This window comes from Clostridium boliviensis (genome assembly GCF_033342255.1).
In the GTDB taxonomy this organism is placed as follows: Bacteria; Bacillota; Clostridia; order Lachnospirales; family Lachnospiraceae; genus Lacrimispora; species Lacrimispora boliviensis.
This window is the reverse complement of the sequence record NZ_JAWONS010000186.1, coordinates 1-26,483: the sequence shown is the minus strand read 5'-3', so window position 1 is coordinate 26,483 and position 26,483 is coordinate 1. Positions and strand designations below refer to the sequence as shown.

At 36.4% G+C, this 26,483-nt stretch carries 30 protein-coding genes; 27 read left to right on the top strand and 3 right to left on the bottom strand.

The features are described from left to right. Positions 1 to 160 precede the first annotated feature (160 nt). From RZO55_RS12220 to RZO55_RS12195, 6 genes are all read left to right on the top strand, one after another. A complete protein-coding gene (locus RZO55_RS12220; RefSeq protein ID WP_318064565.1) occupies positions 161 to 1,213 on the top strand; it encodes a methyltransferase in 1,053 nt (350 codons plus the stop codon). Then, the gene (locus RZO55_RS12215) at positions 1,185 to 1,637 is read left to right on the top strand and encodes a MarR family winged helix-turn-helix transcriptional regulator (protein ID WP_318064564.1); all 453 of its coding nucleotides are present in this window, start codon (positions 1,185 to 1,187) and stop codon (positions 1,635 to 1,637) included. The genes RZO55_RS12220 and RZO55_RS12215 overlap by 29 nt, the downstream gene beginning before the upstream one ends. Positions 1,638 to 1,654: 17 nt before the next feature. After that, positions 1,655 to 2,755, top strand: a complete 1,101-nt coding sequence (locus RZO55_RS12210; protein WP_318064563.1) for an ABC transporter substrate-binding protein — start codon at positions 1,655 to 1,657, stop codon at positions 2,753 to 2,755. Positions 2,756 to 2,760: 5 nt separating this feature from the next. Continuing rightward, the gene (locus tag RZO55_RS12205; RefSeq protein ID WP_318064562.1) at positions 2,761 to 3,798 is read left to right on the top strand and encodes a FecCD family ABC transporter permease; all 1,038 of its coding nucleotides are present in this window, start codon (positions 2,761 to 2,763) and stop codon (positions 3,796 to 3,798) included. Continuing rightward, positions 3,798 to 4,568: an ABC transporter ATP-binding protein gene (locus RZO55_RS12200; protein ID WP_318064561.1), complete on the top strand. Its 771-nt coding sequence runs from the start codon at positions 3,798 to 3,800 to the stop codon at positions 4,566 to 4,568. The genes RZO55_RS12205 and RZO55_RS12200 overlap by 1 nt, the downstream gene beginning before the upstream one ends. Positions 4,569 to 4,783: 215 nt before the next feature. Then, positions 4,784 to 5,701, top strand: a complete 918-nt coding sequence (locus tag RZO55_RS12195; protein WP_318064560.1) for an aldo/keto reductase — start codon at positions 4,784 to 4,786, stop codon at positions 5,699 to 5,701. A gap of 242 nt (positions 5,702 to 5,943) precedes the next feature. Here the strand turns inward: RZO55_RS12195 and RZO55_RS12190 are convergent, their stop codons facing one another. The 3 genes from RZO55_RS12190 to RZO55_RS12180 form a co-directional block, all read right to left on the bottom strand. Further along, a complete protein-coding gene (locus RZO55_RS12190) occupies positions 5,944 to 6,513 on the bottom strand; it encodes an NAD(P)H-dependent oxidoreductase (protein ID WP_318064559.1) in 570 nt (189 codons plus the stop codon). Positions 6,514 to 6,538: 25 nt separating this feature from the next. Continuing rightward, on the bottom strand, positions 6,539 to 7,093 hold the full coding sequence (locus RZO55_RS12185) for a flavodoxin family protein (protein WP_318064558.1): 555 nt from the start codon (positions 7,091 to 7,093) through the stop codon (positions 6,539 to 6,541). A gap of 99 nt (positions 7,094 to 7,192) precedes the next feature. Next, positions 7,193 to 7,519, bottom strand: coding sequence for an ArsR/SmtB family transcription factor (locus RZO55_RS12180; RefSeq protein WP_318064557.1), 327 nt, complete (start codon positions 7,517 to 7,519; stop codon positions 7,193 to 7,195). 199 nt (positions 7,520 to 7,718) lie between these two features. Here RZO55_RS12180 and RZO55_RS12175 point away from each other — a divergent pair, with 199 nt between their 5' ends. The 21 genes from RZO55_RS12175 to RZO55_RS12075 all read left to right on the top strand — a co-directional run bounded on the left by RZO55_RS12175 (position 7,719) and on the right by RZO55_RS12075 (position 26,434). Further along, complete coding sequence (locus RZO55_RS12175) at positions 7,719 to 8,651, top strand: hypothetical protein (RefSeq protein WP_318064556.1); 933 nt, start codon at positions 7,719 to 7,721, stop codon at positions 8,649 to 8,651. A gap of 472 nt (positions 8,652 to 9,123) precedes the next feature. Then, the gene (locus RZO55_RS12170) at positions 9,124 to 9,306 is read left to right on the top strand and encodes an MBL fold metallo-hydrolase (RefSeq protein ID WP_318064555.1); all 183 of its coding nucleotides are present in this window, start codon (positions 9,124 to 9,126) and stop codon (positions 9,304 to 9,306) included. Positions 9,307 to 9,349: 43 nt separating this feature from the next. Then, positions 9,350 to 9,973, top strand: a complete 624-nt coding sequence (locus tag RZO55_RS12165; RefSeq protein WP_318064554.1) for an MBL fold metallo-hydrolase — start codon at positions 9,350 to 9,352, stop codon at positions 9,971 to 9,973. Beyond that, complete coding sequence (locus RZO55_RS12160; RefSeq protein ID WP_318064553.1) at positions 9,966 to 10,385, top strand: GNAT family N-acetyltransferase; 420 nt, start codon at positions 9,966 to 9,968, stop codon at positions 10,383 to 10,385. Before RZO55_RS12165 ends, RZO55_RS12160 begins: the two co-directional genes overlap by 8 nt. 41 nt (positions 10,386 to 10,426) lie before the next feature. Continuing rightward, positions 10,427 to 11,176 (top strand): GNAT family N-acetyltransferase, encoded by a 750-nt coding sequence (locus RZO55_RS12155; protein WP_318064552.1) that lies wholly within the window; start codon positions 10,427 to 10,429, stop codon positions 11,174 to 11,176. Positions 11,177 to 11,242: 66 nt separating this feature from the next. Further along, on the top strand, positions 11,243 to 11,656 hold the full coding sequence (locus tag RZO55_RS12150; protein WP_318064551.1) for a GFA family protein: 414 nt from the start codon (positions 11,243 to 11,245) through the stop codon (positions 11,654 to 11,656). Positions 11,657 to 12,113: 457 nt separating this feature from the next. Next, positions 12,114 to 12,827, top strand: coding sequence for a LytR/AlgR family response regulator transcription factor (locus tag RZO55_RS12145; protein ID WP_318064550.1), 714 nt, complete (start codon positions 12,114 to 12,116; stop codon positions 12,825 to 12,827). 8 nt (positions 12,828 to 12,835) lie between these two features. Continuing rightward, a complete protein-coding gene (locus RZO55_RS12140) occupies positions 12,836 to 13,765 on the top strand; it encodes a sensor histidine kinase (RefSeq protein ID WP_318064549.1) in 930 nt (309 codons plus the stop codon). 307 nt (positions 13,766 to 14,072) lie between these two features. Beyond that, positions 14,073 to 14,225 carry a hypothetical protein gene (locus RZO55_RS12135; protein WP_318064548.1) on the top strand — a complete coding sequence of 51 codons (153 nt, stop codon included), beginning with the start codon at positions 14,073 to 14,075 and terminating at the stop codon, positions 14,223 to 14,225. A gap of 103 nt (positions 14,226 to 14,328) precedes the next feature. Further along, positions 14,329 to 15,666 (top strand): radical SAM/SPASM domain-containing protein, encoded by a 1,338-nt coding sequence (locus tag RZO55_RS12130; RefSeq protein ID WP_318064547.1) that lies wholly within the window; start codon positions 14,329 to 14,331, stop codon positions 15,664 to 15,666. Continuing rightward, complete coding sequence (locus RZO55_RS12125) at positions 15,663 to 17,162, top strand: S8 family serine peptidase (protein WP_318064546.1); 1,500 nt, start codon at positions 15,663 to 15,665, stop codon at positions 17,160 to 17,162. Before RZO55_RS12130 ends, RZO55_RS12125 begins: the two co-directional genes overlap by 4 nt. A gap of 75 nt (positions 17,163 to 17,237) precedes the next feature. Then, positions 17,238 to 18,959 (top strand): ABC transporter ATP-binding protein, encoded by a 1,722-nt coding sequence (locus RZO55_RS12120; protein WP_318064603.1) that lies wholly within the window; start codon positions 17,238 to 17,240, stop codon positions 18,957 to 18,959. Positions 18,960 to 19,238: 279 nt separating this feature from the next. Beyond that, complete coding sequence (locus RZO55_RS12115; RefSeq protein ID WP_318064545.1) at positions 19,239 to 21,068, top strand: BCCT family transporter; 1,830 nt, start codon at positions 19,239 to 19,241, stop codon at positions 21,066 to 21,068. A gap of 216 nt (positions 21,069 to 21,284) precedes the next feature. Then, positions 21,285 to 22,118, top strand: coding sequence for a sialate O-acetylesterase (locus RZO55_RS12110; protein WP_318064602.1), 834 nt, complete (start codon positions 21,285 to 21,287; stop codon positions 22,116 to 22,118). Between the two features lie 27 nt (positions 22,119 to 22,145). Further along, positions 22,146 to 22,670 (top strand): PadR family transcriptional regulator, encoded by a 525-nt coding sequence (locus tag RZO55_RS12105; protein WP_318064544.1) that lies wholly within the window; start codon positions 22,146 to 22,148, stop codon positions 22,668 to 22,670. Positions 22,671 to 22,835: 165 nt separating this feature from the next. Beyond that, the gene (gene modA, locus RZO55_RS12100) at positions 22,836 to 23,648 is read left to right on the top strand and encodes a molybdate ABC transporter substrate-binding protein (protein WP_318064543.1); all 813 of its coding nucleotides are present in this window, start codon (positions 22,836 to 22,838) and stop codon (positions 23,646 to 23,648) included. A gap of 14 nt (positions 23,649 to 23,662) precedes the next feature. Next, positions 23,663 to 24,481 carry an ABC transporter permease gene (locus tag RZO55_RS12095; protein ID WP_318064542.1) on the top strand — a complete coding sequence of 273 codons (819 nt, stop codon included), beginning with the start codon at positions 23,663 to 23,665 and terminating at the stop codon, positions 24,479 to 24,481. Next, the gene (locus tag RZO55_RS12090; protein WP_318064541.1) at positions 24,481 to 25,209 is read left to right on the top strand and encodes an ATP-binding cassette domain-containing protein; all 729 of its coding nucleotides are present in this window, start codon (positions 24,481 to 24,483) and stop codon (positions 25,207 to 25,209) included. The genes RZO55_RS12095 and RZO55_RS12090 overlap by 1 nt, the downstream gene beginning before the upstream one ends. Beyond that, the gene (locus RZO55_RS12085; RefSeq protein WP_318064540.1) at positions 25,206 to 25,949 is read left to right on the top strand and encodes a Rossmann-like domain-containing protein; all 744 of its coding nucleotides are present in this window, start codon (positions 25,206 to 25,208) and stop codon (positions 25,947 to 25,949) included. Before RZO55_RS12090 ends, RZO55_RS12085 begins: the two co-directional genes overlap by 4 nt. A 63-nt stretch (positions 25,950 to 26,012) precedes the next feature. Next, positions 26,013 to 26,216 carry a hypothetical protein gene (locus tag RZO55_RS12080; protein WP_318064539.1) on the top strand — a complete coding sequence of 68 codons (204 nt, stop codon included), beginning with the start codon at positions 26,013 to 26,015 and terminating at the stop codon, positions 26,214 to 26,216. A 14-nt stretch (positions 26,217 to 26,230) separates the two neighbouring features. After that, positions 26,231 to 26,434 (top strand): DUF1349 domain-containing protein, encoded by a 204-nt coding sequence (locus RZO55_RS12075; RefSeq protein WP_318064605.1) that lies wholly within the window; start codon positions 26,231 to 26,233, stop codon positions 26,432 to 26,434. Positions 26,435 to 26,483: the final 49 nt, after the last annotated feature.

The following is a 26,483-nucleotide window of genomic DNA, read 5'->3' as shown; positions in this document are numbered from 1 at the left end:
ATTAAATAAAATGGTAAAGGGAAGCTGGATTTGCCCTTTACCATTTTATTGCATGAGGCTTTCTATTAATTCAATTGTATGCTTGACATACAATTGAAAAGGATGTATACTTGGCACACAATAGGTTAGCAAGAACTAACCGGCGAAAGGAAGCGAAAAGATGAATCAGTCAAAAGGAAATCAAAAGCTTTATTATAAAATGCTTCATCAAAAACGAGAAACAGAGCTGCTTTTAACAGCATTAAGGGTAAAAGTATTTTCGTATCTGGAAAATTGGGAAACTCCAAAATCTGTTGCAGGGAAATCAGACTTAAATGAGCGAAATTTATCTTTTGTGCTAAATGCATTAGCATCCATTGGATTACTTGAAAAAAATAACGAAGCTTATAGAAATACACAGCAGAGTAATGATTTTTTAAATCCAAAAAGTTCAGTTTATTTGGGCGAGAGTATCCTTTTTAGAGAGAAAATGATGTCTCTGCAAAATATCGAAGATCGTTTGATAAACGGTCCTGACAAAAACGTTCTTCATAATAATAAAGGAGTTGAGGTATATGATTTTTATGAGGCTGCTCGGGTGAGTATTCCTGAAATGTATACAGGGCGTGTTCAGTCTCTGATTCAAGCGGTAACAAGCCTTTACAGAACTAAAACCCCCGAAAAGATACTTGACCTGGGAGGAGGCTCAGGGATTCTTGCAATTGAACTTGCAACTACTTTTTCCAATTGCAAAAGTGTTGTTTTTGAGCATCCGAATGTAGCACGGCTCCCACGTGAATTGGTGTCAGAGAGAAACCTCTCCGATCATGTAAGTGTGATAGAAGGAGACTTTAATGCAGATGATATCGGAAAAGGCTATGATTTAATTATTGCCTCAGGAGTATTGGATTTTGCAAAAGACCATTTGGACTGCGTGATGAGCAAGTTATATAACGCTTTAACATCAAATGGTTACTTATATGTTGTTACCCATAATGTCAGTGAGGATTATCAGAATCCGCCTGAGAGTATTCTTGGCTGGTTATCCAGCCATTTGGATGGACTTGATGTGCTGCTTACAAAAAAGGATATTGAAAATGCTTTAACAAGACACGGATTTAAACATATTCATAGTGACGACGATGGTGGAGTATTTGAAGGGCTGCAAGGGGAATTTTACTTAAAAAGAACGGGAGGTTTCCAAGATGGAAAAGTTACAAAAACTTGTGATTAATGATTTTATACAGATGACAGAGCGAATAGCAAATGGAAAGACAAATGTATTAGATTTTGGCTTAGAAGAAATGCAATTTTATCGTGGAGAGATCCACATGATTAAAATGGTGGGTGATTATCCAGGTATATTTATTTCTGAAATGGCACGAAAGTTTAATGTAACACGTGCTGTAGTAGCAAAAACTGTCCGAAAGCTTGAAGAACACGGATTTTTAGAAAAAAAAGAGGATGTCGAGGATAAAAAGCGCTTTTGCCTTTTCCTTACAGAAAAAGGGGAAATAGCTTATAAGCTTCATAATCAGTATCATCAGGAATATGACAGTCCATTGTTTACCTATCTTGAAAGTCTGAATGAAAATGAACTTCATATCATTCAGGAATTTTTAAAACATGCAAATGCTTTGATAGAAAATCATTTTTAAATAACTGGAGGGATAAAATGAAATCTGAAAAAATATTGTTCTTAATTTTATCTTTTGTTTTGACTGTGGCTTTAGCAGGCTGCAGGGGGCCTGAACATGTATCTGTTACAGAGCCTGAAAATCCATCAGTAATAAGAACGATAACCGATTTAGGCGGAAACATCGTGACTGTGCCAGCGGCAGCAGAAATACAGCGTGTAGTCATTATATCTCCACCAACGACATCAGTACTTTTGGGTGTTCTTTCTGATCCGGACATGATTGTAGGGGCTAATTCCAGAGCTTTTACGACTTCAAATACTAAAATTGTAAGCAAGCTTTTTCCCGACTGGAATGGTGTTGATACCTCATTTGTAAGTGAAGGCTTTGTTTCAAATACAGAAGAACTTTTAAATCTTAATCCGGATATTGTGTTTTATTATGGAGAAGCTCAGAAATCTGGCATTGAAAATCTGGGTATACCTATTGTCGATATGATGAAAAAAGGAGATAACAATCCGGAAACGGTTACGATAGCATGGGATAACCTGATGCGTGAGATATTTGAGGCAGATAATTCAGTTTCTCTTCAGAACGAATGGGAAGCTTCCAACAAAAAGGGAGCAGATGCACTTGATACATATATAGGAGAAAAAAAGACTGCACTGTTTCTTTTCAGCAATATGGGAGGGGTGATTTCCGTATATGGAAACGGAACTTATGCAGATACGTGGTTTGAAAAAAGCGGACTTGTCAATGCGGCGGCAGAAATATCAGGACAGGCCGAAGTGAACATGGAACAGCTTTACGAGTGGAATCCCGATTTTATTTATGTATTTATCGGAAGTCCTGCTTCTGCTATGTTGGAAAATAAAATTAACGGACAGGACTGGAGTTTGCTTTCCGCTTTTAAAAACAACACCATCTTTGATATTCCACAGGGAATCTATTCATGGGGTGCACCATGCTCAGATGCTCCGCTTACACCGCTTTGGATGATTTCAAAAAGTTACCCGGAGTTGCTGAGTGAGAGTGATTTTAAAATGATGTTTAAAGATTATTACAGCAGGGTGTACAAAATTACGCTGGAGGAGGAGCTGATTTCTGCTGTGCTTAGTCCGCGACAGTTGCAGAAATAATGATTATGAATAAAAAACTATATATAATTAAATCAGAAGATAAGTATAAATTAAAGTTTATTTTGCTCGTAGGGATTCTTGTTCTTGTAATGGCAGCGTCGCTTTTTGGAGGGCGTTACCATATGGAATATGGGGATGTCTTAAAGCTTATAGAAGCAAAGTTATCTGGAGGTTCGTATCCAGGCTTTGAAGTCGCAGAGCATGTCCTGTTTCAAGTTCGGCTGCCGCGTATTCTGATTGCGTTACTTGTTGGAGCAGGCTTGTCCATAGCAGGAGCTTCACTGCAGGGACTATTTCAGAATCCTCTTGTCAGTCCTGATATTCTTGGTGTTTGTTCCGGCTCTGGCTTTGGTGCGGCGCTTGGAATACTCCTTACATCTGGCATGGGTGTGATAACATCAATATTGTCATTGGCATTTGGACTTATCAGTATGCTCCTGACACTTTTTATGGTTCGAGCCAAGGGGCAGGCTCAAACCATGTCCTATATTTTATCAGGGATTATTGTGACCTCGGTATTTTCTGCTTTAACATCACTGATTAAATATGTTGCTGATGTGAATGATCAACTTCCCACAATAACCTTCTGGTTAATGGGGAGCTTTGCAAATACTGAATTCAATGACTTAAAAATAATTATTTTACCAATTGTTATCGGTATTGCAGGGCTGCTGCTTTTACGGTGGCAGCTTAATATTTTGTCGTTAGGAGAAGAAGAGGCATATTCCCTTGGTGTAAATCCGCAAGCGGCACGAATAGCGGTTATTCTGCTCAGTACAATTATTACAGCTGCCTGCGTAATGGTCTCCGGCATTGTTGGCTGGGCAGGTCTGGTTATTCCGCATATATCCAGAAGGATTATGGGGGTGAACCACAAGGGCTTACTTCCTGCATCTATGCTGCTTGGTGGAACTTTTATGGTAATTGTAGATAGTGTTGCCCGTAATCTTACTGCAGCTGAAATACCAATCGGAATACTGACAGCGTTAATCGGGGCGCCATTCTTTGCATTCATCTATAACCGAATGAAAGGAGAATCATAATGTTGCTTCGTGTAGAAAAAGGAAGTTTTTATTATACATCAGATACACCAATTTTGCAGGATATTACGTTATCGTTGGAAGGAGGCGAGATAATTGCTGTTATGGGGCCAAACGGCATAGGAAAAACTACGTTCTTAAAATGCCTGATGGGGATTTATAAGTGGAAATCAGGTCATTCACTCATTGATGGAAAGGATACCGGCAACGCAAGAAAACAGATTGGATATGTACCCCAGGCACACCTATTTTCTTTTCCGTATTCAGTCAGGGATATGGTTGTGTTTGGCAGAGCTAAGTATCTGCCGGCATTTGCATCTCCTGGAGAAAAGGATTATGAGTATGCCGATAAAGCATTGGAAGAGGTAGGCATTTCAGCAATCAGCGATAAATCCTGTAATCAGTTAAGCGGCGGACAGCTTCAAATGGTGTTGCTTGCCCGTGCGTTAGTAGGAGAACCTCAATTGCTGATATTGGATGAGCCGGAATCTCACCTCGATTTTGGAAATCAGATCACAATACTGAAAATAATAAAAAGATTAGCAAAAGAAAAAGGAATTGCCTGTGTGATGAATACACACTATCCAAATCATGCGCTAAATATTGCTGATAAGACCTTACTTTTAAAAGGAAACAAATTTCTTGTAGGGAAAACGGATCAAATACTTACAAAAGAAAATATACGAGAGTATTTTGGAGTCGATTCCATCATTGTAACAGCACAAAAGGATGACAGAGAGATTAATGCCTTTGTATTAACTGATTTGATTTAATTGGTGAACCGCTCAAGACAGCATGAAAAATTGAAAATAGAAGTTGGAGAAAATTACTGGGGTTATACGGCGGATCTTTTCGACTCAAGAGGCCTTAAAGTAAATAAAATATTGACTTAAAGTTAACTTAAGGGTTTATAATAATATATATTCGGTAAGGATATCCCAAAACATTCTGTTGATTTTAACTTGATTAAATGAGGAGGAAAACTATCATGAGATATATGAAATTGGGTAAATCTGATTTGCAGGTGCCGGCAATTGCAATTGGCTGTATGCGTATTAATGCGCTAAGTACAACCGACGCAGAACGTCTGGTTCAGACTGCTCTGGAAGGTGGAGTGAATTTCTTTGATCATGCGGATATTTATGGAGGAGGAACTTGTGAAGAATTGTTCGCAAAGGCCATACACATGAACAGTACTGTCAGAGAAAAGATAATTCTGCAATCCAAATGCGGCATACGAAAAGGGTATTTTGATTTTTCTAAGGAATATATCCTGGAGGCAGTAGACAACAGTCTGAAACGTCTGAAAACCGATTATCTGGATGTGCTTCTTTTGCATCGTCCGGATGCTTTGGTTGAGCCAGAGGAGGTTGCTGAGGCATTTGATAAGCTTTACAGTAGTGGGAAAGTACGTAATTTCGGTGTATCAAATCAGAATCCTATGCAGATACAGCTGTTGGAAAAATTTTTAAATCAACCGATTATAGCAAACCAATTACAGCTTAGTATCACCAATTCTACTATGATATCTGCTGGGCTTCATGTCAACATGTCAGATGACACTGCCATCAACCGTGATGGAAGTGTACTTGATTTTTGCCGTTTAAAAGATATTACGGTGCAGCCTTGGTCTCCTTTTCAATATGGTTTTTTTGAAGGAGTTTTTCTGAATAATGATAAATTCGTGAATCTGAATGCAGTGATTGATAAAATAGCAGCAAATTATGAAGTGTCAAATACCACCATTGCATTAGCGTGGATACTACGTCATCCGGCTCATATGCAGCCTGTGACAGGAACGATGAATGCTGACAGGTTAAAAGATTGTATGAAGGCAGCAGTTATTTATCTGACCCGTGAGGAATGGTATGAAATCTATTGTGCAGCCGGTAATGTTTTACCATAGGTGATGGTGATATGGTACTGATGAGCATTGACGCCTTTGAAAAACGGGAGCAAGTTTTAAACGTTTAAATGAAGCTTAAAGTGGAAATCCTTCTTTCTGCCTGGGGGGATTTGTAGAGAATTGAAAACTATACGAAATTGTTTTATTAGTAAGCAGGTTATAAGAAGCCTTGGGAGTATGGAGTCTCAAGGCTTTCTTTTTCTCCTTTTTAGAGAGATGTATTTATGGTAAATATGAGTGATCTATATATCATTTGCAATCTTCTGCAAAAATATTTCTCGTTTTGCCTGAGCACCCTTGGAAACATCTCCGCAGTGAATCCATTTTGCATGATTCAAACCAATTCCCTTCAAAGTAGCATTGATGAATGTTTTTTGAATAAGGTTTCCCGCAAAATATTTTAAATACCAACGGGGAGACTGACCGGTTGTTATCACTTTTGTTGATTTTATATGGGTTAATTTCCCCTTTAAACCTGTACTTGATTCCGTATATGCAAAATTTTTTAACATCACTTTATCAAAAAAACCTTTTAATATGGCAGGAGTATCAAACCACCACACAGGAAATAGAAAAATAACTTCATCGGATTTTGTTAATATATCCTGATATTTTGTGACCAAAGGATCTTTATGCTGACCTTTGGAAAACAAAGCCAATTCCCCTTCCGACATAACAGGGTTAAAATTATCTTTATTTAAATCTATGATATGATATTGTTTCCTCTTTTTTTTAAGTGCAGTTGTTATCGTATTCAGTATGGTCTTATTGAAGCTTCCATGCCACGGGTGGGCGAAAATAATTGTTACCATGTGAATCCCCTTTCTTTAAATGTTATTATTGCTTTATAATCTCTGTTCCCAATGTATAGGCGGCTCTTTTTGCCTGCACATTATCAGTAACCGGTTTCTCATATGTGCTAATATTCAGATTTTGTATCAGCTCCATCCCAAGATACTTTGACAGCATCTCCAAAGATTGGACGATATTCATGACTCCTGCACTGGTTTCATCGATATCACCAAAAGTGGTGAGTAATACAACTTTTTTATTTAATAACGTTTGGTGGTCAACTGCATGGAGACGGTCCAAAAAAGTTTTTAGCTGGCCAGTCATATTAAAAACATACACAGGTGTAGCAAAAATTAAAACATCTGCTTTTTCTACACTTTTACAAATCTCCGTCATATCATCTTCAATAATGCATGGACTTTGACGGCTTCTCTGACAGGCATTGCATCCTTTACAATGCTGTATATTTTTGGATTGGAGATATATGTTTTCAATCTGAGGTGATGGAGTCAGATTTTTTACTCCTTCTAAATATTCATCTAATATAACAGATGTATTGCCATGCTTTCTGGGACTTGCTAAAATTGATAGTACATTCATGATTTTTTATTCCTTTCAATTTAATGGGGTGAATGCAATGCTTTAATGCACACTAATGCACATATAACTGCTTTTAAAAAGGCTTTCCGCCTTTTTAAATCATACCTGTATTATTTTTTTTAAATTGTCTGTTGTTATTTTAAATTTTTCAAGAATATATTTATCGTTCAGTTGATAAAAAATATTTCTGCTTTCTTTTATTTTATCAACGATCCCATATCTGTACATTAAATCCAAGTGTCTGGAGATGACAGAACGATCCTGTGTGAAATTCTCTGAGATATCTTTAATATTCTTTCTGCCATTTATAGCCAGATATTTCATAATATCGCATCTTACTGGATCAAATAATGCCTTAAAAAATTCAAAATCTATGCTTTCTTCAATTTGCCTGGTACAATCAATTAGTAACTCTTCATTATTCATGTTATCACCCTGTATGTATTATATATGCACACACATGCACTTGTCAATGGTAATTTTGACTTTTATATGTATTTGTTATAAACTAGCAGTAGCTCATTTTCTTAACGAGGATTCTCTCAATATTTCCATAAACAAGATAATAACAATTTCAATTTAAATGGAAAGGTTTCTATGTTTCATAATAAAAAGGAGGAAATGCATGAAAAAACTATCGCTTGATGATTATATAAGATTGAGAAAGCTGGTTCACCGCAGTGCAAGACCGCTTGATTTTACCAAGTGGAACTATCTTTTTGAAAACGGAAGCTGTGAGGACTTCCTTTCGGTTCTGTCCAGTTACCAGAATGAGGATGGAGGTTTTGGATACAACATTGAGTGCAATAACTGGAATCCTGATTCATCCCCTTATACGGTATGCATTGCGCTGGATTATCTGGATACGGCAGGTGATTATGTTAGTAACATAAAAGATATGATGGTAACGGGGATCATCAAATACCTTGCCTTTGGAGCATATTTGTTAAAAGACGGCTGGGTGGGGATGCAGGGAATCCCAACTAACAATAATTTTGCTCATATGCCATGGTTTCATTATGACCCGAAGAAAGCCAACGAAGCCGACACCGGAGTGACCAAACGCCTTTCCGCCTTTTTACTCAAATATGCAGACAAAAGCAGCGATATATATCAAAAGGCGGCGGAGCTGAAAGACAAGCATAAACTGTATGTAAAAACTCTCCTTAATGGCTATCCTGACTATGATCCGACATCATTTGATCCGGCATCATTTGACCCGGCAACATGGAACTTGTGGCAGCCATTGCCCGTACACTTTGTCGGCTCGCCTGAAAGTGAGCATTATCCAACAATTAAAAATGTTGTAGATATAAATCTGGATGCGATTGTAGAAACACTGTGCAATACGAGTGAACTTCATATAATGCCAGAGGAAGATTTAAACGCATTTGAAACGAATTTTCCTCACCCGGATGGCAAGCGCTGGTGTAGCACGGAACAAGCTATCGGAAATTATTATGGGAATGCACAAAGTATCACCTCTAATTTGGATATATTGAAAAAGTTTGACAGACTGGATTTTTCTTTAGAGAACCTGAAGCGTTCAGTGTTGTGATAATCGCTTGAATTTTGTTATATTATACATGCATATTGCATAATTTTTTAATGTATATAATCATCTATTCAGAAAGGAGAATTTTTGTCATGGTTTGCTTCAACTCAGGATATTCCCCAATCAACAAGCATACAGACGTTTTTAAATACTTTGAATTAAAACCATGAACAATTAGGAATTACGGTATAGTACAATTATACAACTACCGGAATTCCTTTTTTATTGCCCTTAAAATGGGTGGAAGGCTGCTCCGTGGTTTGAATAATGGAAAAGTGTGAGGATAAGTCAGAAACCAGACATTTGGGAGCAAAAAATAACAGGCATGTGCTTTTAGTTGAATATTTATTGTAATATGGTAAAATAGAAGGAACTTATTAAGATTATTTTTGAGAAAGATTAGAACAATACCAGAACCTTTTTATCAGCGAAGCTTTGTTATGGGATATATTTAGAAATGGGGAGAACGCAGGGAATGAAAATAAAAATAATTGGATCGGGTGGCTGTGTCAGTACACCGAAACCATGCTGCAGATGCAGCGTGTGCACGGAAGCCAGAGTTAAGGGGGTTCCATATGCGAGGACCGGCTGCAGCTTATTTATTGAAGATGGGAACGTTTTGATTGATACACCCGAGGATATTAATTTATTCGCTTAATCATTCCAATATTGAGAGAGTGGATTATGTTTTGTACAGTCATATGGACCCAGATCATACAATGGGTATGAGACTATTTGAACAATTAAAAATGGACTGGTTAAGTGACTCTATAGGTATAAAATGCAGTGATCCGGTAAAAGTTGTTTCCTTACCAACCGTGCTGGAAGATCTGAAAAAACAGGGTACAAAGTACGGTTCAGCTCTTGATTACTATGCTTCATGTGGTTTGATAAAACTGCAGGCGGACAATTTCCTGAAGTTAGACAGTATAAATATTGAAATGATTCCTGCTAATGAAGATAAATCAGTTACAATTTTTCTTATTAGCGAAAATGATAAGAAAGTAATCTATGCGCCATGTGATGTTAAACCATTTCCGGATAACGATAAATTCTATGATGCAGAAACTCTAATCATAGGAAATACAATTATTGGTGATGTATTAAAAAATGGTTTTGTCTTAAAGGAGGATAATCCATTAAGAGATGAACTATTTGTCATGGAGGAAATTGTGGCATTAAAGGAAAAGTATCATATTAAAAAAGTTATTATAACTCATATCGAGGAAGATTGGGGGAAATCTTATGACGAATATCTGGAACTGCAAAAAACATACAATGGTATCTGTTTTGCTTATGACGGAATGGAGGTATTAAATGTTTAAAATCCGATATGCTAAAGAATCTGATATAGCATTTTGGCTTATGTATGATAAGCACCTGAGTGAGAACGAGCTGCTGTTAAAAATCCGTGACAGGCGGGGATATATAATTAGTGATGAGGATAAAACGATAGGGGTTATGCGGTACAATCTGTTTTTGGATGAGATACCATTTCTTACTATGATTTATCTGGATGAATCCTGCCGTGGCAAAGGATTTGGTACACAGGCGATGATGGTTTGGGAACATGAAATGTCTGAGCTTGGCTGTAAAATGGTTATGACATCAACTCAGGTTGACGAAGAAGCCCAGCATTTCTACAGAAAGCTGGGATACAAAGACAGAGGGAGTCTTTTTTTAGATAACACACCATTTGAACAACCACAGGAATTGATTATGTTAAAAATTTTATAGTATAATAATCATCAAAAGATGTAAAATTGAGGGGGATAAATATGAATACAGATTTTATTAATTTGACAACAGAAAATCTTGCAGATGAGCATTTATGCTGCATTATCCGTAGTAAAAAGCTGCATCCTGGCGTTGAGGCAAAACGCCAATGGCTTTCAGACCGCATTAAGGAAGGTCATGTTTTCAGGAAGTTAAATGTAAAAGGCTGTGTTTTTATTGAATATGCACCTTTGGAAACGGCATGGGTACCTATCGTTGGGGACAACTATTACTATGTGTATTGTTTATGGGTTACCGGGACTCCTAAAGGGAATGGATATGGCAGAGAACTGATGGAATATTGCTTAACCGATGCCAAGGCAAAGGGAAAATCCGGTGTTTGTATGCTGGGGGCAAAAAAGCAAAAGTCATGGCTTTCTAATCAATCATTTGCAAAAAAGTTTGGATTTGAGGTTGTTGATACCACCAAGGATGGATATGAGTTACTTGCGCTTTCTTTTGACGGAACAACACCAGAATTTGCACCAAATGCAAAAACCAGTAAAATTGAAAGTCAGGATCTGACAATTTATTACGACATGCAATGCCCTTATATTTGTCAATACATTGAAACGATAAGACAGTATTGCGAAGTGAATGAGGTTTCTGCATCTTTCATTCAGGTGGATACTCTGCAAAAGGCCAAAGAATTGCCTTGTGTTTTCAACAATTGGGGCGTGTTTTATAAAGGAAGCTTTGAGACGGTTAATTTACTTAATGAAGACTACTTAAAAAGAATACTTAAAAAATAAATAAGCCATGTCAAGAGGAGTTTATATGCACATCCATTTATAAATGATTTAAAAGGAGATTTGATTATGAAATATAAAGGATCCTGTCTTTGTGGTAAAGTTACTTTTGAGATTGAAGGAGAATTTGAAAATTTTTTTCTTTGTCATTGTGAGCGATGTCGTAAGGATACCGGTTCAGCCCATGCCGCTAATCTATTTTCTTCTTCAGCCAGGTTAAGATGGCTGTCTGGTGAAGAAAAAGTTAAAATATTTAACTACCATTCGGAAGGTCACATAAAAAGCTTCTGCTCTGATTGTGGGTCAGCGCTGCCAAATCTTCAGTTTGATGGAAAGCTGCTGGTTGTACCCGCTGGGAGTATTGACAATGACATACACATGAAACCTCAGGGACATATTTTTTGCTTGAATAAAGCAAATTGGGATAATGATTTAGATAGCGTACCTAAATTTGAAGAACTGCCTTTTAATACAGCGGAGTAGGATTAGTACATACAAATTATAGCTCTTTATCAATAGTTGGGGCGGGATTCTTATGAAGCCCGCCCCCTACTTACGTTTAGAGCTGTTTTTCTATAATGTTCAATGAAGTATGCGGGTCCGGAACCGACTGATGTTTCCCAATAGAGGCATTGCCTGCTGCGGTGATAGGAAGGAAAAAAATAATAGTGTTCCAAAAATCTTCAGTATAGAACCCAAATTTTGAAGAATGATATGCCAATTTTGGAGCCTAAAGTGTATAATTTTGGCACATTGGTTGAAAAGTTAGTAGAGTTATGATATAAGCAAGAAACAGTGGCTTTTTTAGCCTTAACAGAATATCAGAAAGGGGTGTGGAGAATCTACTACTGGGGGCAAGACAAACAGTTACATTTTGGAAAAAGCAATCTTCTAATTTATCTTCATGAATTGGGAGCTAGGGGAGTAAAGGGGAAAGAATATGGAAAACATACATATCGTTGTTTGTGATGATGAGGTAAGTGCTGTAAAATTAATTAAAGAAAGATTAATTTTAATACTTACCCCACTAATTAAGTTTGCTTGTTATGAATATACCGATCCATATGAAGTTGTTAATCTTGCGAAAGATACTCATATAGATTTATTATTGATTGATATTGAGATGCCTGATATAAAAGGCTTTGATGTGGTAAAGGAAGTAAGAAGGCATAACAATCAGATACTGGTTTTATTTATTACTAACATGGACATGTACGTATATGAATCTTTTAAATTCCAGCCATTTAGATTTATCAGAAAATCTCATATGGATGAATTGAATGAGGCATTGGTCAGTGCTGTTACTATTATTAAAAATAATATGGAAATTTTTAATATACCTATTAATCTTGTTACCAACAAGGAAGTTAAGGTCAACGATATTATCTATTTTGAATCTCTGCATAATAATGTAAAAGTTGTTTTAAATGGAGATTCTTATGTATATCGATCTACTCTAAAACATATAGAGAAACAACTGGAAGGCAAAAAATTTGTCCGTATACATAGTGGCTTTTTAGTAAATTTAAAATATGTTTATCTTATCAGGGAAACTATTGTTGAAGTTAATTGTAGTAATAAGAAGATTTTGCTTCCGCTAAGTAGAAATCGTAGAATTAATTTAATATCTGAATATAAAAGGAGTTTGCGATAAGATTAATTATGAGTATATTACAATTCAGCCTTCTTATATTTGACTGTTTTTTGGCAGTTTTTTTCTTACTTCGTTTTAATGGTTATAATTGGATTGACAAGCCTGACAGTGAAAATATTCAGCCTAAGTTAATTAACTTTCTATATCATATTGTTTTTATTGTAGTTATTTTAATCACGCTTAGCAATGACATCTCTGAAGAACGTTATGGTTTTATATTGGTTGTTATCGGCTTAGTAACCAGTCAGTTCATTTACTATTATATGTATTTTAATCTAAAAAATAAAAAATGTATTAAAAATTTTAATTATCTGTTAATGCAGATGAATCAACATGATCAGCAATTTTTAGAAGATAATAAGCGGCAAGCTGATAAAATTGCCCGAATTAAACACGATATTAAAAATCATTTAACATATATAGCATTCAATATAGAAAACCAGAATTATGAGGTTGCAAAAAAATATATATCAGAATTGATAAATAATACGGATTTAAATAATAATTTTATTAAACTTACTGACAACTCTCTTAACTTTATCATTAACCATAAACTTAGTCAGGCTCATAAAAAGAATATTAAAATATATGCCCAGATAGAAGATCTAAAAGAACCATACATAGAAGAATTCGATTTATGCATATTACTCTGTAATATTCTTGATAATGCAATAGAAGCTGTGGAAAGGCAAAAAGAAAAACAGATCCATATTGAAATATATAAACAAGCTGGATATCAGACATATTTTATAAAGAACACTATTGAAACTTCGATATTAGGAGTAAATTCTAATCTTAGAACTACAAAAAACAAAAAAAAGGATCATGGGTATGGAATACCACAAATAAATGATATTATTAAAAAATATGATGGGTATATCGATATCTATGAAATGGAGAAATACTTCTGCATTAAAGTACTTATTCCTGCTTCTTAGAATCATAAGATCAAAATAGGAAACCCATTTTAATAAAATATAGAAAAATCAGGGATAAGCCTTTTTAATAAAAGCCTTATCCCTGATTTTAGTTGTACTGATTTAATCACGTAATTATAACCTGGGTCTTTATATGCCGGGGAAGTTGAGACATTATATCCCAGAAAACTTTCAAATATCCCACTTTATTGATTATATATTAAATATACTATAAATTATAAAGTAAATAATAGTTAATTATATTGATATTAAGCATTTGTTTTAATGTTTAATATAAATAATACATATCTAGAAAGGTGGTGAAAATATGAATAAGGAGAAGAAAAATGTAAAGCAGGGATTTGCGATTCCTGAAGATAACCGTGTTAAGCTTCAGGTCAATAGTAAAAGCAGTGCCAACTGCAACCGACCCGGTGGTTTTTTATGGGGGTCCAATGGTAAAAGCAATTGTACCTGCTAATAATTCCTGAAGGCTTTAACAGGAATTGATTTATTTAAAGCGCTGCGGCTATGTTTTGATACTCAATACATTGCCGCAGCTTGCTTCAGAAAGGAGACTATTTATGGTATTAGAATATAACAATCAAATTAATTTTACCACCAGATACAGTTCTATAAAAATAGATCATTTTAATTTAGTTCTATTTCCTGAGTTTAAGAATTATTTTGTGACAGATGATGAAGGAATGGATTGCTTTCAAAAGCTATATGACGGTATGAGTATTGGTGATGCCTTTGAATATTATAGCACCAAGTTCGATCATTGTACGGAAGAAGAGGTACGTCAGAAGTACCAGAAGCTTCTTGGTGATATTGTGCATGCCAATAAACATACTGAGCCTTTTGATACTGCTGATGAGATACTTGATATCAAGTTTGACATGACATATAGATGCAATGCAGAATGTGTTCACTGCTTTGCAACTGAATTTCCAGATATGATGAGTGCAGATACCAATACATTTTGCAGGGCTTTTGACGAACTGCTCAATATTTTTCAACATAAGCCTAAGGTAGCAATATCAGGTGGTGAACCGCTGCTAAATGCAGAATTGTTAACAGACTTTGTTCGTTACATAAAGCCAAACACAGCGGGTATAACTCTTTTAACCAATGGATTTCTAATCAGTGACTGGCTTGATAAAGATGAAAGCAAAATCAACTTTTTATTGGATAATATAAGTGATTTTCAGATAAGTCTTGATGGCTTTACAGAAGAAATTTATGATAAAATCCGAGGTAATGGTAATTTTAAAAAAGTTATGAATACATTGCATTATCTAAATGAAAAGGGAATTAGCCTTAATATACATACTACAGTTACAAGAATTAATGAAAAAGATATCAGAGAAAACTTTATTCCCTTTTTGATAAAAAACCGCTCCTTATTAAATGATAGAAATCATTTCTCCTTTTCCATCGCCAGAGCTGTTGGCAGAGGAAGGGATCTGGCGGAACAGGGACTTATCAGCAGTTATACGGATTTTGAAAAACTATTATTTGATGTACATACCCAGCTTATAAAAAATAATTTATGTGATTCTTCTCCTATGCCTATTACCTTCCGGGAAATATGTGGAATTGGAAAGCAGATAACCGTATCACCTGATGGCAGCTGCTATATGTGTGGAATTCCTACCTCTGAAATTCTTGGAAATGTGCTCACTGACGGATATGAACTCATCAAAGAGCGGACGTTAAATACCAGAAACCTTTACCATCTGAATAAGTTTGATCTCTGCAAGGACTGTGATGTAAGGGGGCTTTGTATGGGGGGGTGCCGTGTTTATAATAAAACCTTAAAAGGGGATTATTGTGTTCCTGCATGTAACGATGATTATAAGGAATCAATCTATCGAATGCTGATAAGAGAATACGAAATAGGTATGGTCAATATATGATGACTATTATTAAGCGATCAGAAAATATGCGTGTGGAGTTTATGGATTTTAATCGGAATGAATTTATCCTATGGAATGAGCAAACCAAATCTATTTATTATTTCATGCGACGTAACCTTGACAATCATAACCAGACTTTTAATTTATTTAGCAGATTATTCCATAAAAATTCTTTTCTTGCAGTATTGCTTATTAATGACAATATTGAAGGGTTGATTACATGGAAGAGAATTAAAAGGGCTGGTGATTGGCTGGTACATATTGATATTCTGATTATTTCAGATGAATTTCGGGGAAGCAAAAAGATGTTTTTCTTTATTGAACAGGCTTTTTTGTTTTTAAATTCTTGTTTTGAATACCCGGGACAAGAAATTTTACTTATAGCGGAAACAAGATACAATTCTGTATATAAGTATATTGATAAATTTTTTACTATATTACCTCCGCCTGGATTAAATACCGATAGTCATACAGATCGTGATAAGTTAATGCTTTTGTTTTATAAGGAATTCGTCAATCATTATTTGCAGGGGATGTATTACAATGAGGATACCCATACGATTCGTTTGAAAGGTTTAGAACCGGCAGATTCGGATATCTATGCCGAATCTAAATACCTTGGTAAATTAAATCTCACGTTAGATGAATACAGAGTATTATTTTGCCGAATTAACAAAGTACAGATTCAGAAAATAAAAAAGATTCACAAAGTAGAAGTTTTCAATAACGCAAAATTCTTAGAAAGCTGCCTTCTTTTGAATCAGGTTAACAAAGATGGTCCTGGAAGAAATAAACATACCATGGTGGCTATTATTGATACTGGCATCAGTCAAAGTAGAAGTGGAAATATCACAGGTGGAATTCATGTTTTTTATGAAAACGGAAATGTAAAAACAGATAATAATTTTTATTCTGAGGAAGAACATGGAAACCTGGCAGTGAGAATAATAGAAAGCATATATCCTGATGCAGAATTATTTATTGTAAGAGCTCTCTCCGATGGAGACTGCAGATGTGAAAATATGATTGAAGGTATATATTTGGCAGCTGATTCTGGTGCTGATATCATTTCAGTTGGCGGTGCAACCTCATCTCTTGATTTTAGAGACAGTTTACAGAATGCGTGTGATTATGCTGTATTAAAAGGTTGTATTGTCATTGCTCCCCGGGACATTGAGACTAAAAAGGAATGCTATCCATTTTCTTTTTCTAATGTTATGGGTATCGGAATTACTTCTATTTATAATATGATACTGTTGGACAAAACTTTAAACATAGTAAAGGCAACTCCGGAATGGATTGATTACGATGATAATTCTGAGAAAATGATAGGAAATGTTTCGCTTGGTTCCAGCATCGCAAACTATTTTATTACAGCCTTGGTTGCGAAACTGTGGAAAACTTATTCTTTAACTGGTTATGAAGATCTTTGGGATCAATTAGAGAGAATTGGAATGCCGTCGGGAGAAATTGAACATTACTTATTTGATGAGTGAAGAATTTATCAGAGGCAGGCTTATACAAGGAGGTAGCAGTTGAAAGAATATTGGATCAGATTAAGGGAAGGCGGTATGGCAATTAAGAGTATCATGTACTTTTTACCATCCAGAAAACGTGTCATATTCGCCATCCTTGCTGCCTTGTTTGAAATTGCGGCTACTGTTGTAACACCAGTAGCTGTCATGGATATGATTGACAATCCTCTTATGGATGCTCATATGAGCATCCTCAATTATTTACCTGTTCTTATGATTTTATTTATAAAACTGCTTATTTCATCTTTTCACTATCTCATGCTTTCAAATCTGGCAGCAGGTTTATTGAAGAATCTTAGACTTAAAATTTGGGAAAAGATATTACGGCTGCCAATTCACTTTTATGATTCTTCCAGCAATGGTGAAACCATGAGCAGGATAACTAATGATACTGTAGTCATTAAAGATTTTTTCACTACTGAGACATTTTCCATTATATCTGGTATTGTTTACCTGGTGATAATAGGTGTTATTATTTTTACCATTGACTGGAAAATATCACTGCTGATCTTTTTATCGGTTCCTGTTACTCTTATATTGATTTCATTTATAGCACAACAGGAATATAATATATCTATATCTATCCAAAGAGAAACTGAAGAATTCCAGAATAGGATCAATAAGGTTCTTTATGAAATCAGAACAATAAAAACCAGTCAGGCAGAGAAGTATGAAAGTACTCAAGGGCAAAAAATAATAAAAAATTTATTTCACCTCAGTATCCTGGAAAATAAAATTTTTGCTTTTATTCAGCCATGTGCCAACATCTTACTTCTGTTTCTGTTTCTGGTTATCTTTGGTTACTGCAGCATTAGGGTCTCCCAAGGAAGCTTATCAGCGGGACAATTTTTGGCTATCATTTTTTATCTTTATGAGCTGACTGGTCCGGTCACTATCTTTGGAAGCTTCTCTGCTAAGCTTTTAAAATTCATGGTATCTGCGGATAGAATCAACCAGCTCCTTGGTGAAGAAGAAGAACCTGTAATATCAGGAGAATTGTCAGAACATCTTTTAGCTTCTAAGGATATTGATGTGCAGGATTTAAGTTTTGGATATTATGATAAGAGGATGATACTTCAATCCATTAATTTCAAGATTCGCAAAGGATCTGTAACAGCAATCATTGGCGAAAGTGGTGTAGGAAAGACTACCTTTTTTCTTTTATTGGAAAGATTTTACCAACCATCCTCCGGTAATATCTGTTATGGAGGTGTACCTATTGAGGATTTTGCTCTTTATGAATGGAGAAAGAAGATTGCATATGTCTCTCAGGAAGCCCCATTAATGCAGGGAACAATTCATCAAAACCTGACCTATGGGATTGATAATTGCAGTAATGAAGAACTTATTCAGGCCTTATCAGACGTGGGCTTGCTTGAATTTATTGAAGGACTTCCTCAAGGGTTACATACTAATGTGGGTGAACGGGGAACAAATCTGTCAGGAGGACAGCGACAGAGAATAGTAATAGCCAGGGCACTAATTAGAAACCCTGAAATTTTACTTTTGGACGAGGCTACATCACATCTTGACAGCACTTCAGAATTTCTGGTTCAAAATTCTCTGAACAGGCTGATGAAGGGACGAACAACAATAATAATTGCTCACCGTTTATCAACCATTCGAAACTCAGACCAAATTGTTATTTTTAAAGATGGAAAGATCTCGGGAATCGGATACCATGAGGATTTGTTAGAGAATAACAGCTTGTATTGCTCTTTAGTAGCAAAACAGGAGAAAAGTTATAATATGCCTTGAGAGTATTGATATCTCAAGGCATTTTTTGGCAAATTTTCAGAAAAAAAGGGCATGAGGAATAAAGTGATCCAACCGTATATAGAAGATTATGATGGAAATACTTTATATTGCATAATCATTGATTCAGGTTACAAACAGTCTGGAATTAGTAAATATGTATATATTTACTCGATTCAGCACTGTTTATTTGTATAGAAATCTACAATAGTTGATCGGCTAAATTGACAAATTAAGGATTTAAAGTTAAACTATAGTAGATATAATTTAGGAGGTAAAGGTTTGATAGATGAAAAGAGAGAAATTGAATCGAAAAAAATTTTAGCAGCGAAGTTAAAAAAAGCAGAAAAAGAAGCACGTAGAAAAGCAATTAAAAATCGTAAACCGTTTAAGGGATTACAGATAAGACTTACACCTTCATTATTTGATGAAGAAGGACGACAGGAACCAGGTGAGAATAACTGGTCAGGCCATGGTTTCGATATACATCCACAGGTTACATTGATATCCGTTGCTCTATTGTTTGTTTTTATATTACTAACTTTAGTATTTCCGATTAAAGCAGAACATATATTTTCGGAATTGATGACAGGCGTTATAAAGAATGCAGGTTGGTTTTTTGTCGTAGCAGCGAATATTTTTATCATAGCAGCGTTATATTTTGCATTTGGCAGATTTGGTAATATTAAGATTGGGGGAAATAATGCACAGCCTGAGTTTAGTAAGTTTGGCTGGTATGCGATGCTGCTTAGTGCTGGGATGGGAATTGGTCTGTTATTCTGGAGCGTTGGAGAACCGATTAGCCATTTACAGAATCCGTCGCCTATGTTTGGAGGGATCGAGAAGGGGTCCGCGGTGGCAGCACAGGCAGCAATGGCAACTACATTTTTTCATTGGGGATTTCATCCGTGGGCAATTTATTCTATAGTTGGATTGGGACTCGCCTTTTTTTCTTATAATAAAGGATTGCCATTGACAATCAGATCTGTATTTTATCCCTTGATAGGAAATAAGATCTATGGAATTTTAGGAAATATGATAGATGTTTTATCAGTGCTTGCAACACTCATTGGACTAGCAACATCATTAGGATTGGGAGTTGCACAGGTTAATGCTGGTCTGAATTATTTATTTGGAATACAAATGAGTACGGGGATACAGATCGTGCTTATCATAGTTATAACCGGGTTTGCTACCATTTCTGTTGTTCTGGGACTTGATGGTGGAGTAAAACGGCTCAGTGAGATTAATATGATAATGGCTGGTGTATTTATGATTGTTGTATTGATTGTAGGACCAACCGTATACATTTTAGGTGGATTCTCCCAGAATTTAGGTTTTTATATTTCAGGGCTTCTGGAAATGAGTTTTTGGACTGAGACCTACCGCGACACCTCCTGGCAAGGTAAATGGACAATTTTCTACTGGGCATGGTGGATTTCATGGTCTCCGTTTGTTGGAATGTTTATTGCACGTATTTCAAAAGGACGAACTGTCAGAGAATTTATATTAGGTGTTATGCTGATTCCATCTTTGCTGTCTTTTTTATGGATGAGCGTGTTTGGGGGAACAGCATTATATCTGCAGACGAATAATATTGGAGATATTGCAACTGTCGTTTCACAGGATGTATCAGTAGCTCTGTTTGCCATGCTGAAGCATTTACCATGGTCATCACTGCTATCTACTGTGGGAATTATTCTGGTAACAGTATTTTTTGTTACGTCCTCAGATTCCGGTTCTTTGGTGGTTGACCATTTGATATCAGGTGGAAAGCTTGACTCACCAGTTCCCCAACGTGTCTTTTGGGCTGTTATGGAAGGAGTTGTTGCGGCAACGCTGTTGATTGGAGGAGGCTTAAGCTCACTACAGACGGCCTCTGTCATGACAGGCTTACCTTTTGCTATTCTCTTGATTTTGCTCGTTTATTCCTTAAAGATTGGATTACAGGAGGAATATGAAATTGAAGAAGCAGTGCGAAAAAGCCTGGTAAAAGTTGAAAAAGCACATTTCCTGAATGAGGCGATTTCTGAAGTGCTGCAGGAAGAAAAAGCATTAATTTCTGATAATGCTGAAGTTAATAAAATAGAAGAAGGAAAAAATAATTTTTAAATAATTAAATCTTTCTCACATCGGCATCTGCTGTTTCACATATCCCCTTTCGCTTTGCATGGGCATATCAGAAACGGCAGGTGCTTTTTCGTAATATCAGTTTCCAATCACATACCAGTTGACATTTGGTTTAATTAGACTATAATTAACAAAGGGGTATAGTCTAATTAGACTAATGATGTATTAAATTATTATAAACAAAAGAAAGGATATAAAATAATGAAATCTTTTTTAATGATAGGGCAGTCTAATATGGCTGGAAGAGGCTTTATACATGAGGTACCGCCTATTTATAATGAAAGAATACAAATGTTACGTAATGGCAGATGGCAGATGATGACCGAACCCATTAATTATGATCGCCCTGTTTCAGGAATAAGTCTCGCTGGTTCATTCGCAGATGCATGGTGCCGTCAGAATCAGGAAGAGGTGATTGGTCTGATTCCCTGTGCGGAAGGTGGAAGCGTATTAGATGAGTGGGCTGCAGACGAGGTGCTATTTAGACATGCGGTAACGGAAGCTAAATTTGCGATGCAAAGTAGTGATTTAGCAGGAATTCTGTGGCATCAGGGAGAAAGCGACAGTATAAATGGTAACTACAAAGTATATTATAATAAATTATTATTAATATTTGATGCCCTTAGAAAAGAATTAGATGCCCCGGATATTCCAATTATTATTGGTGGCTTAGGTGATTTTTTGGGCAAAGAAGGATTCGGGAAAAATTGTACGGAATATGAATATATTAATCAAGAGCTACAACGGTTTGCATTCGAGCAGGATAATTGTTACTTTGTCACAGCTACAGGTTTAACTTCCAATCATGATGGTATACATTTTAATTCAATTTCTCAAAGGAAATTCGGGATACGATATTTTGATGCTTTTTCTAATAAGCATCATGTATTGAAACCATTGATAAATGAAGATGAATCACTAAGCCTTCTTCAATCCAGGACATATACCAAAACAGAAAAGGGATATATAAAAAGTATGGAGTTTGCTATGGGGAAAATATCATATGACGAATTTTTATCTCATGTCATGTAAATCAATTATGTTTTAGAGGAGGTAATTTTGATACCATTACTAATTTTAGGTTTATTAAAGCAAAACCCTGGATCTCATGGTTATGAATTATTAACCTTAATGGAAGAGCGGCACTATAAATATATTGTGAATTTTACGAAAGGATCCTTTTATTACAATCTTCAGCAATTAGATGAGAAACAATATATAAAAAAGGTTAACCCGACAGAGAGTACAAGAGAGACAAATAATTATATTATCACGGAAGCAGGTAACAGGGAATTTGAAAAGCTGATGTTTAAATATGGTTCTAAAACCGATTATGTAAATTTGTCTTTTTATACAGCTATGCTGTTTGGTAATGAGTATAATGATAATGAGCTAAAAAAATTAATAGAAATACAAATTGAACAATCTAAAAAGAAAATATATCTATTAGAACAATCAATTCAGCACGATGAAACTATCTCTGATTATTTTAGAAAAATGCTGGAAAATTCACGTTCTCATCACTTGGTAAATATTCAGTGGTTTGAAGGGTTATTAAAGGATATGGTTAACCCGATTGTTTAATTAAAATAACTTAAAAGACCCTTTTAGTTAAAAACGGATGAACATCGCCGTTTTTTTAAAACAAAAGGGTCTCTTTTGTTGACAGCATATAAGCAAGGGATTACACTGAGAAATAACATATGGAAATATTTGGAAATTACCAAAATATTACAAGGAGGGGATGTTATGAAAAGAACATGTATGGTTACTATGTGTGCAGTGATTATTTCTCTAAGTGTGAGTGGCTGTGCCAAAAACGTCAGTAATCCGGCATCAGAATCAGCAAAACAAACAGACACGAAGGCAGAACCAACCGATTTAAGCGGTCATACGCTTTCTGTGTACTGCGGTGCAGGAATGACAAAACCATTTCAGAAGATTGCCGATGAATTCAAGACCAGGACCGGATGTGATTTAGAGATCACCTTTGCTAATGCAGGTCAGATTCAGACCCAGATCAATACTGCAAAAGAAGGGGATTTGTTTGTTGCAGGTTCTGCAGATGAGCTGAAACCAGTGAGCGATGTAGTTACGGCAAGCAAAGACCTGGTCAAACACATACCAGTTCTTGCTGTCAAAAGCGGTAATCCATTAAAGATAACCAGACTTTCGGATCTGTCGGAAAAAAATGTACGTCTGGTCTTAGGTGATACCAAGTCCACACCCATTGGAAAAATCTCAGACAAGGCACTTACTGATGCAGGGGTGCTTGATCAGGTAAATGTAATAGCAAGGACTACCACAGCCCCGGAAATCTTTAATGCCCTTAAAGTAGATGAATGCGATGCCATAATTGTCTGGAAAGAGAATGTGACGGATTCGTCTGTAGAAATCGTGGATACGGATGAGATGCAAAAATACATAAAAACCATTCCGGCTGCATCCCTGTCCTATTGTGATGACACTCAGGCACTTACTGCGTTTCTTAACTATCTGGATTCTGATAATGCCCATACAATCTGGGAAAATTTTGGCTATGAGGTGATAAAAAATAAATAACAGAAGGAGAAACATTGAAAGACAGACATTCCTACAACATCTTTGATCTTTTATCAATTATGATAACCGCGGGTATCGTGCTGTTTATTTTATTTGCACTTCTTTCCATTATAATTGGAGGATTTCCTTATTTGAACGAAGCCCTCCGGTCCAGGGAGGTAAGATTTTCTATTGGGTTGAGCATCTATACGGCAAGCATTTCCACCAGTATTTGTGCGATTCTTGCTGTTCCATGCGCATATGGTCTTACCAGAACAGCCATGCCGTTTAAAAAGGCGTCTCAGATTATAATCGAGATGCCATTAGCCCTTCCTTACCTGGTGCTGGGACTGTGCCTGCTGGTGGTATTTTCCTCAGACTTTGGGAAAACTTTAAAGAATCTGGGCTTTAAGGTTGTGTTTGACAGAAAAGGAATCATATTGGCGCAGCTGACGGTTAATCTGCCTTTTGCAGTAAGGCTGATGAAAAATGCCATGTCACAGATTGATAACAGGCTCGAATTCATTGCCGGTACGCTGGGAGCCAGCCGCTGGGAACGGTTTAGCACCATACTTCTCCCTTTGTGCGGACAATCCATTATCACGATGATCGTGCTCGTCTGGTCCCGCGCGCTTGGAGAATTCGGAGCAACGCTGATGCTGGTGGGTGTTACGCGGATGAAAACAGAGACTCTGCCAGCCAGTATTTATTTAAATATATCTACAGGAGAGAATGGCATGGCAATGGCCTGTGCTATCATTTTACTGATAATTTCAGCAATGTCTCTTGCTGTTACTACTTTTCTTGGAGGAACCACCAGACGTCATACACGGATAAAGGATGTGAATCAATAATGGTATCAGCAGTTGAAGTGAAAAATGTTTTCTTAAAAATGGGTGATTTTCAATTAAAAAACATATCATTTGATATTCAAAGGAAGGAGATATTCGCAATCCTGGGAAAGACCGGAGCAGGAAAAACCCTGCTTCTGGAGTCAATCGCGGGGTTTTACCGGAACCTGGAAGGGGGGATTTTTCTGGAAGGGAAGAATGTTCTTAAGATTCCACTGACTGAACGTAAAATAGGCTTTGTCTATCAGGATTATGGTCTTTTTCCTCATATGACAGTGAGAAAGAATATCTCTTATGGCTTAAAAATGCAGAGAAGGTCCAAAATGGAAATTGCAGACAAGGTGGATCATATGGCTGGGATTATGTCCATATCCCACATATTGGAACAGTATCCGGACACATTAAGCGGAGGAGAAAAGCAGCGCACGGCTTTGGCCAGGTCACTGGTGTTAGACCCTGGCGTTCTGCTGTTAGATGAGCCATTTTCTGCTTTGGATCCGGTAACCAAGGCAATTATGTATCAGGAACTTTTAAAAATTAACGAGCAATTTGACTGCGCGATTTTATTTGTGACCCATGACTTTACAGAAGCCCAGAAACTTGCCCACAGGATTGGAATCATGGATAGAGGCTGTTTAAAAGCGGTGCGTAACAGCGATGAGATTTTTGATTCCTATGAATATGAAGAATTAAATCATTTTTTTGGTATTATGAAAGGAGCGTGTGTATGAACCAGAAAGAGTTAATGGATTTATTAAAGAATAAGTTTAAGGCTCTGGTGGAAGAAAACAGTCTTACCATGGATGAGGTACATATTGTGTCAAAGAGCCTGACACCGGAAGAAGCAATCGGTAATACCAGCAGAAAGGATTTCCCTATCCTCACTGGCAGGGAAGTGATGCTGCAGGCAGAATATCAGGGGGCGAAAGGACAGGCATTTACTGATGCACCATCGGAGTTTAAAGGAACTCTCAGGGAGATCCTTACATTGGATCTGGATAAGGATCTCCATAGCCGGGGGCTTTTTATTGCATCATTGAATGCAGTTATGGCAAAACTGGGGCTGACTGAACATACGATTCACTGCCGTACGGAGGAACCGGAAAATTGTGCAAAAGAAATACTTGAGATTGTTAAAAGAGACTATCAAGATAAAAAAATTGCACTTATTGGATATCAGCCTTCCATTCTGGAAGCATTATCCAAAGACTTTACAGTACGCGTTCTTGATTTAAATACAAAAAATGTAGGACAGATCCGGTATGGGATAGAAGTGGAACACGGAATCGATGATTATAAAGAGGTTGTGCTTGACTGGGCAGATGTGGTATTATGCACAGGAAGTACATTGTGTAACGGAACGATTGTTCAGTATTTTGATATTGGGAAAGAAGTAATATTTTTTGGGATAACGGTTGCCGGAGCTGCAAAACTGCTTGGGCTAAAACGATTATGCCCATGTTCTGCTTAATGTTGGCAGCAGATGATAAGTTAATTAATGTAAAGAATATGAATTCTGAAATGAGAGGGGAAAATGAGCAAATACAATGCCTTATGGGAATACGTAAAGAAGAATGGCAGTCCGTCATTCAAACTGACTTTTGATGAAATTAGTGAGATTGCAGGGATACCTCTGGATCACTCTTTTTTGACATACAAGAAGGAGCTGGCTGAATATGGGTACCAGGTAGGTAAGATATCTATGAAAGAAAAGACTGTTATTTTTAATAGTTTATAAATAGGGAGAATTCCATGGTGGAAAAAGCAAAAAGTGAGAGGAAATTTACTGAAACCATGGTTATTCAGATTGGGCCACTACATAGGATCTGCCATTTGTGGGAAGGCACAGGGGTAATCTCCTTTGGAGTTTATGCCTGCAGCCCGGAAGCCTCTTCATTTAAAGCAGTATTTACACATATGGAAGTTATGGAGTGTATGTGGAAGGAACATAAATAAATTATAGACTGAGTAAGTAAGGGTTGTCGCGTCAGCGTCAGCCCCTTTT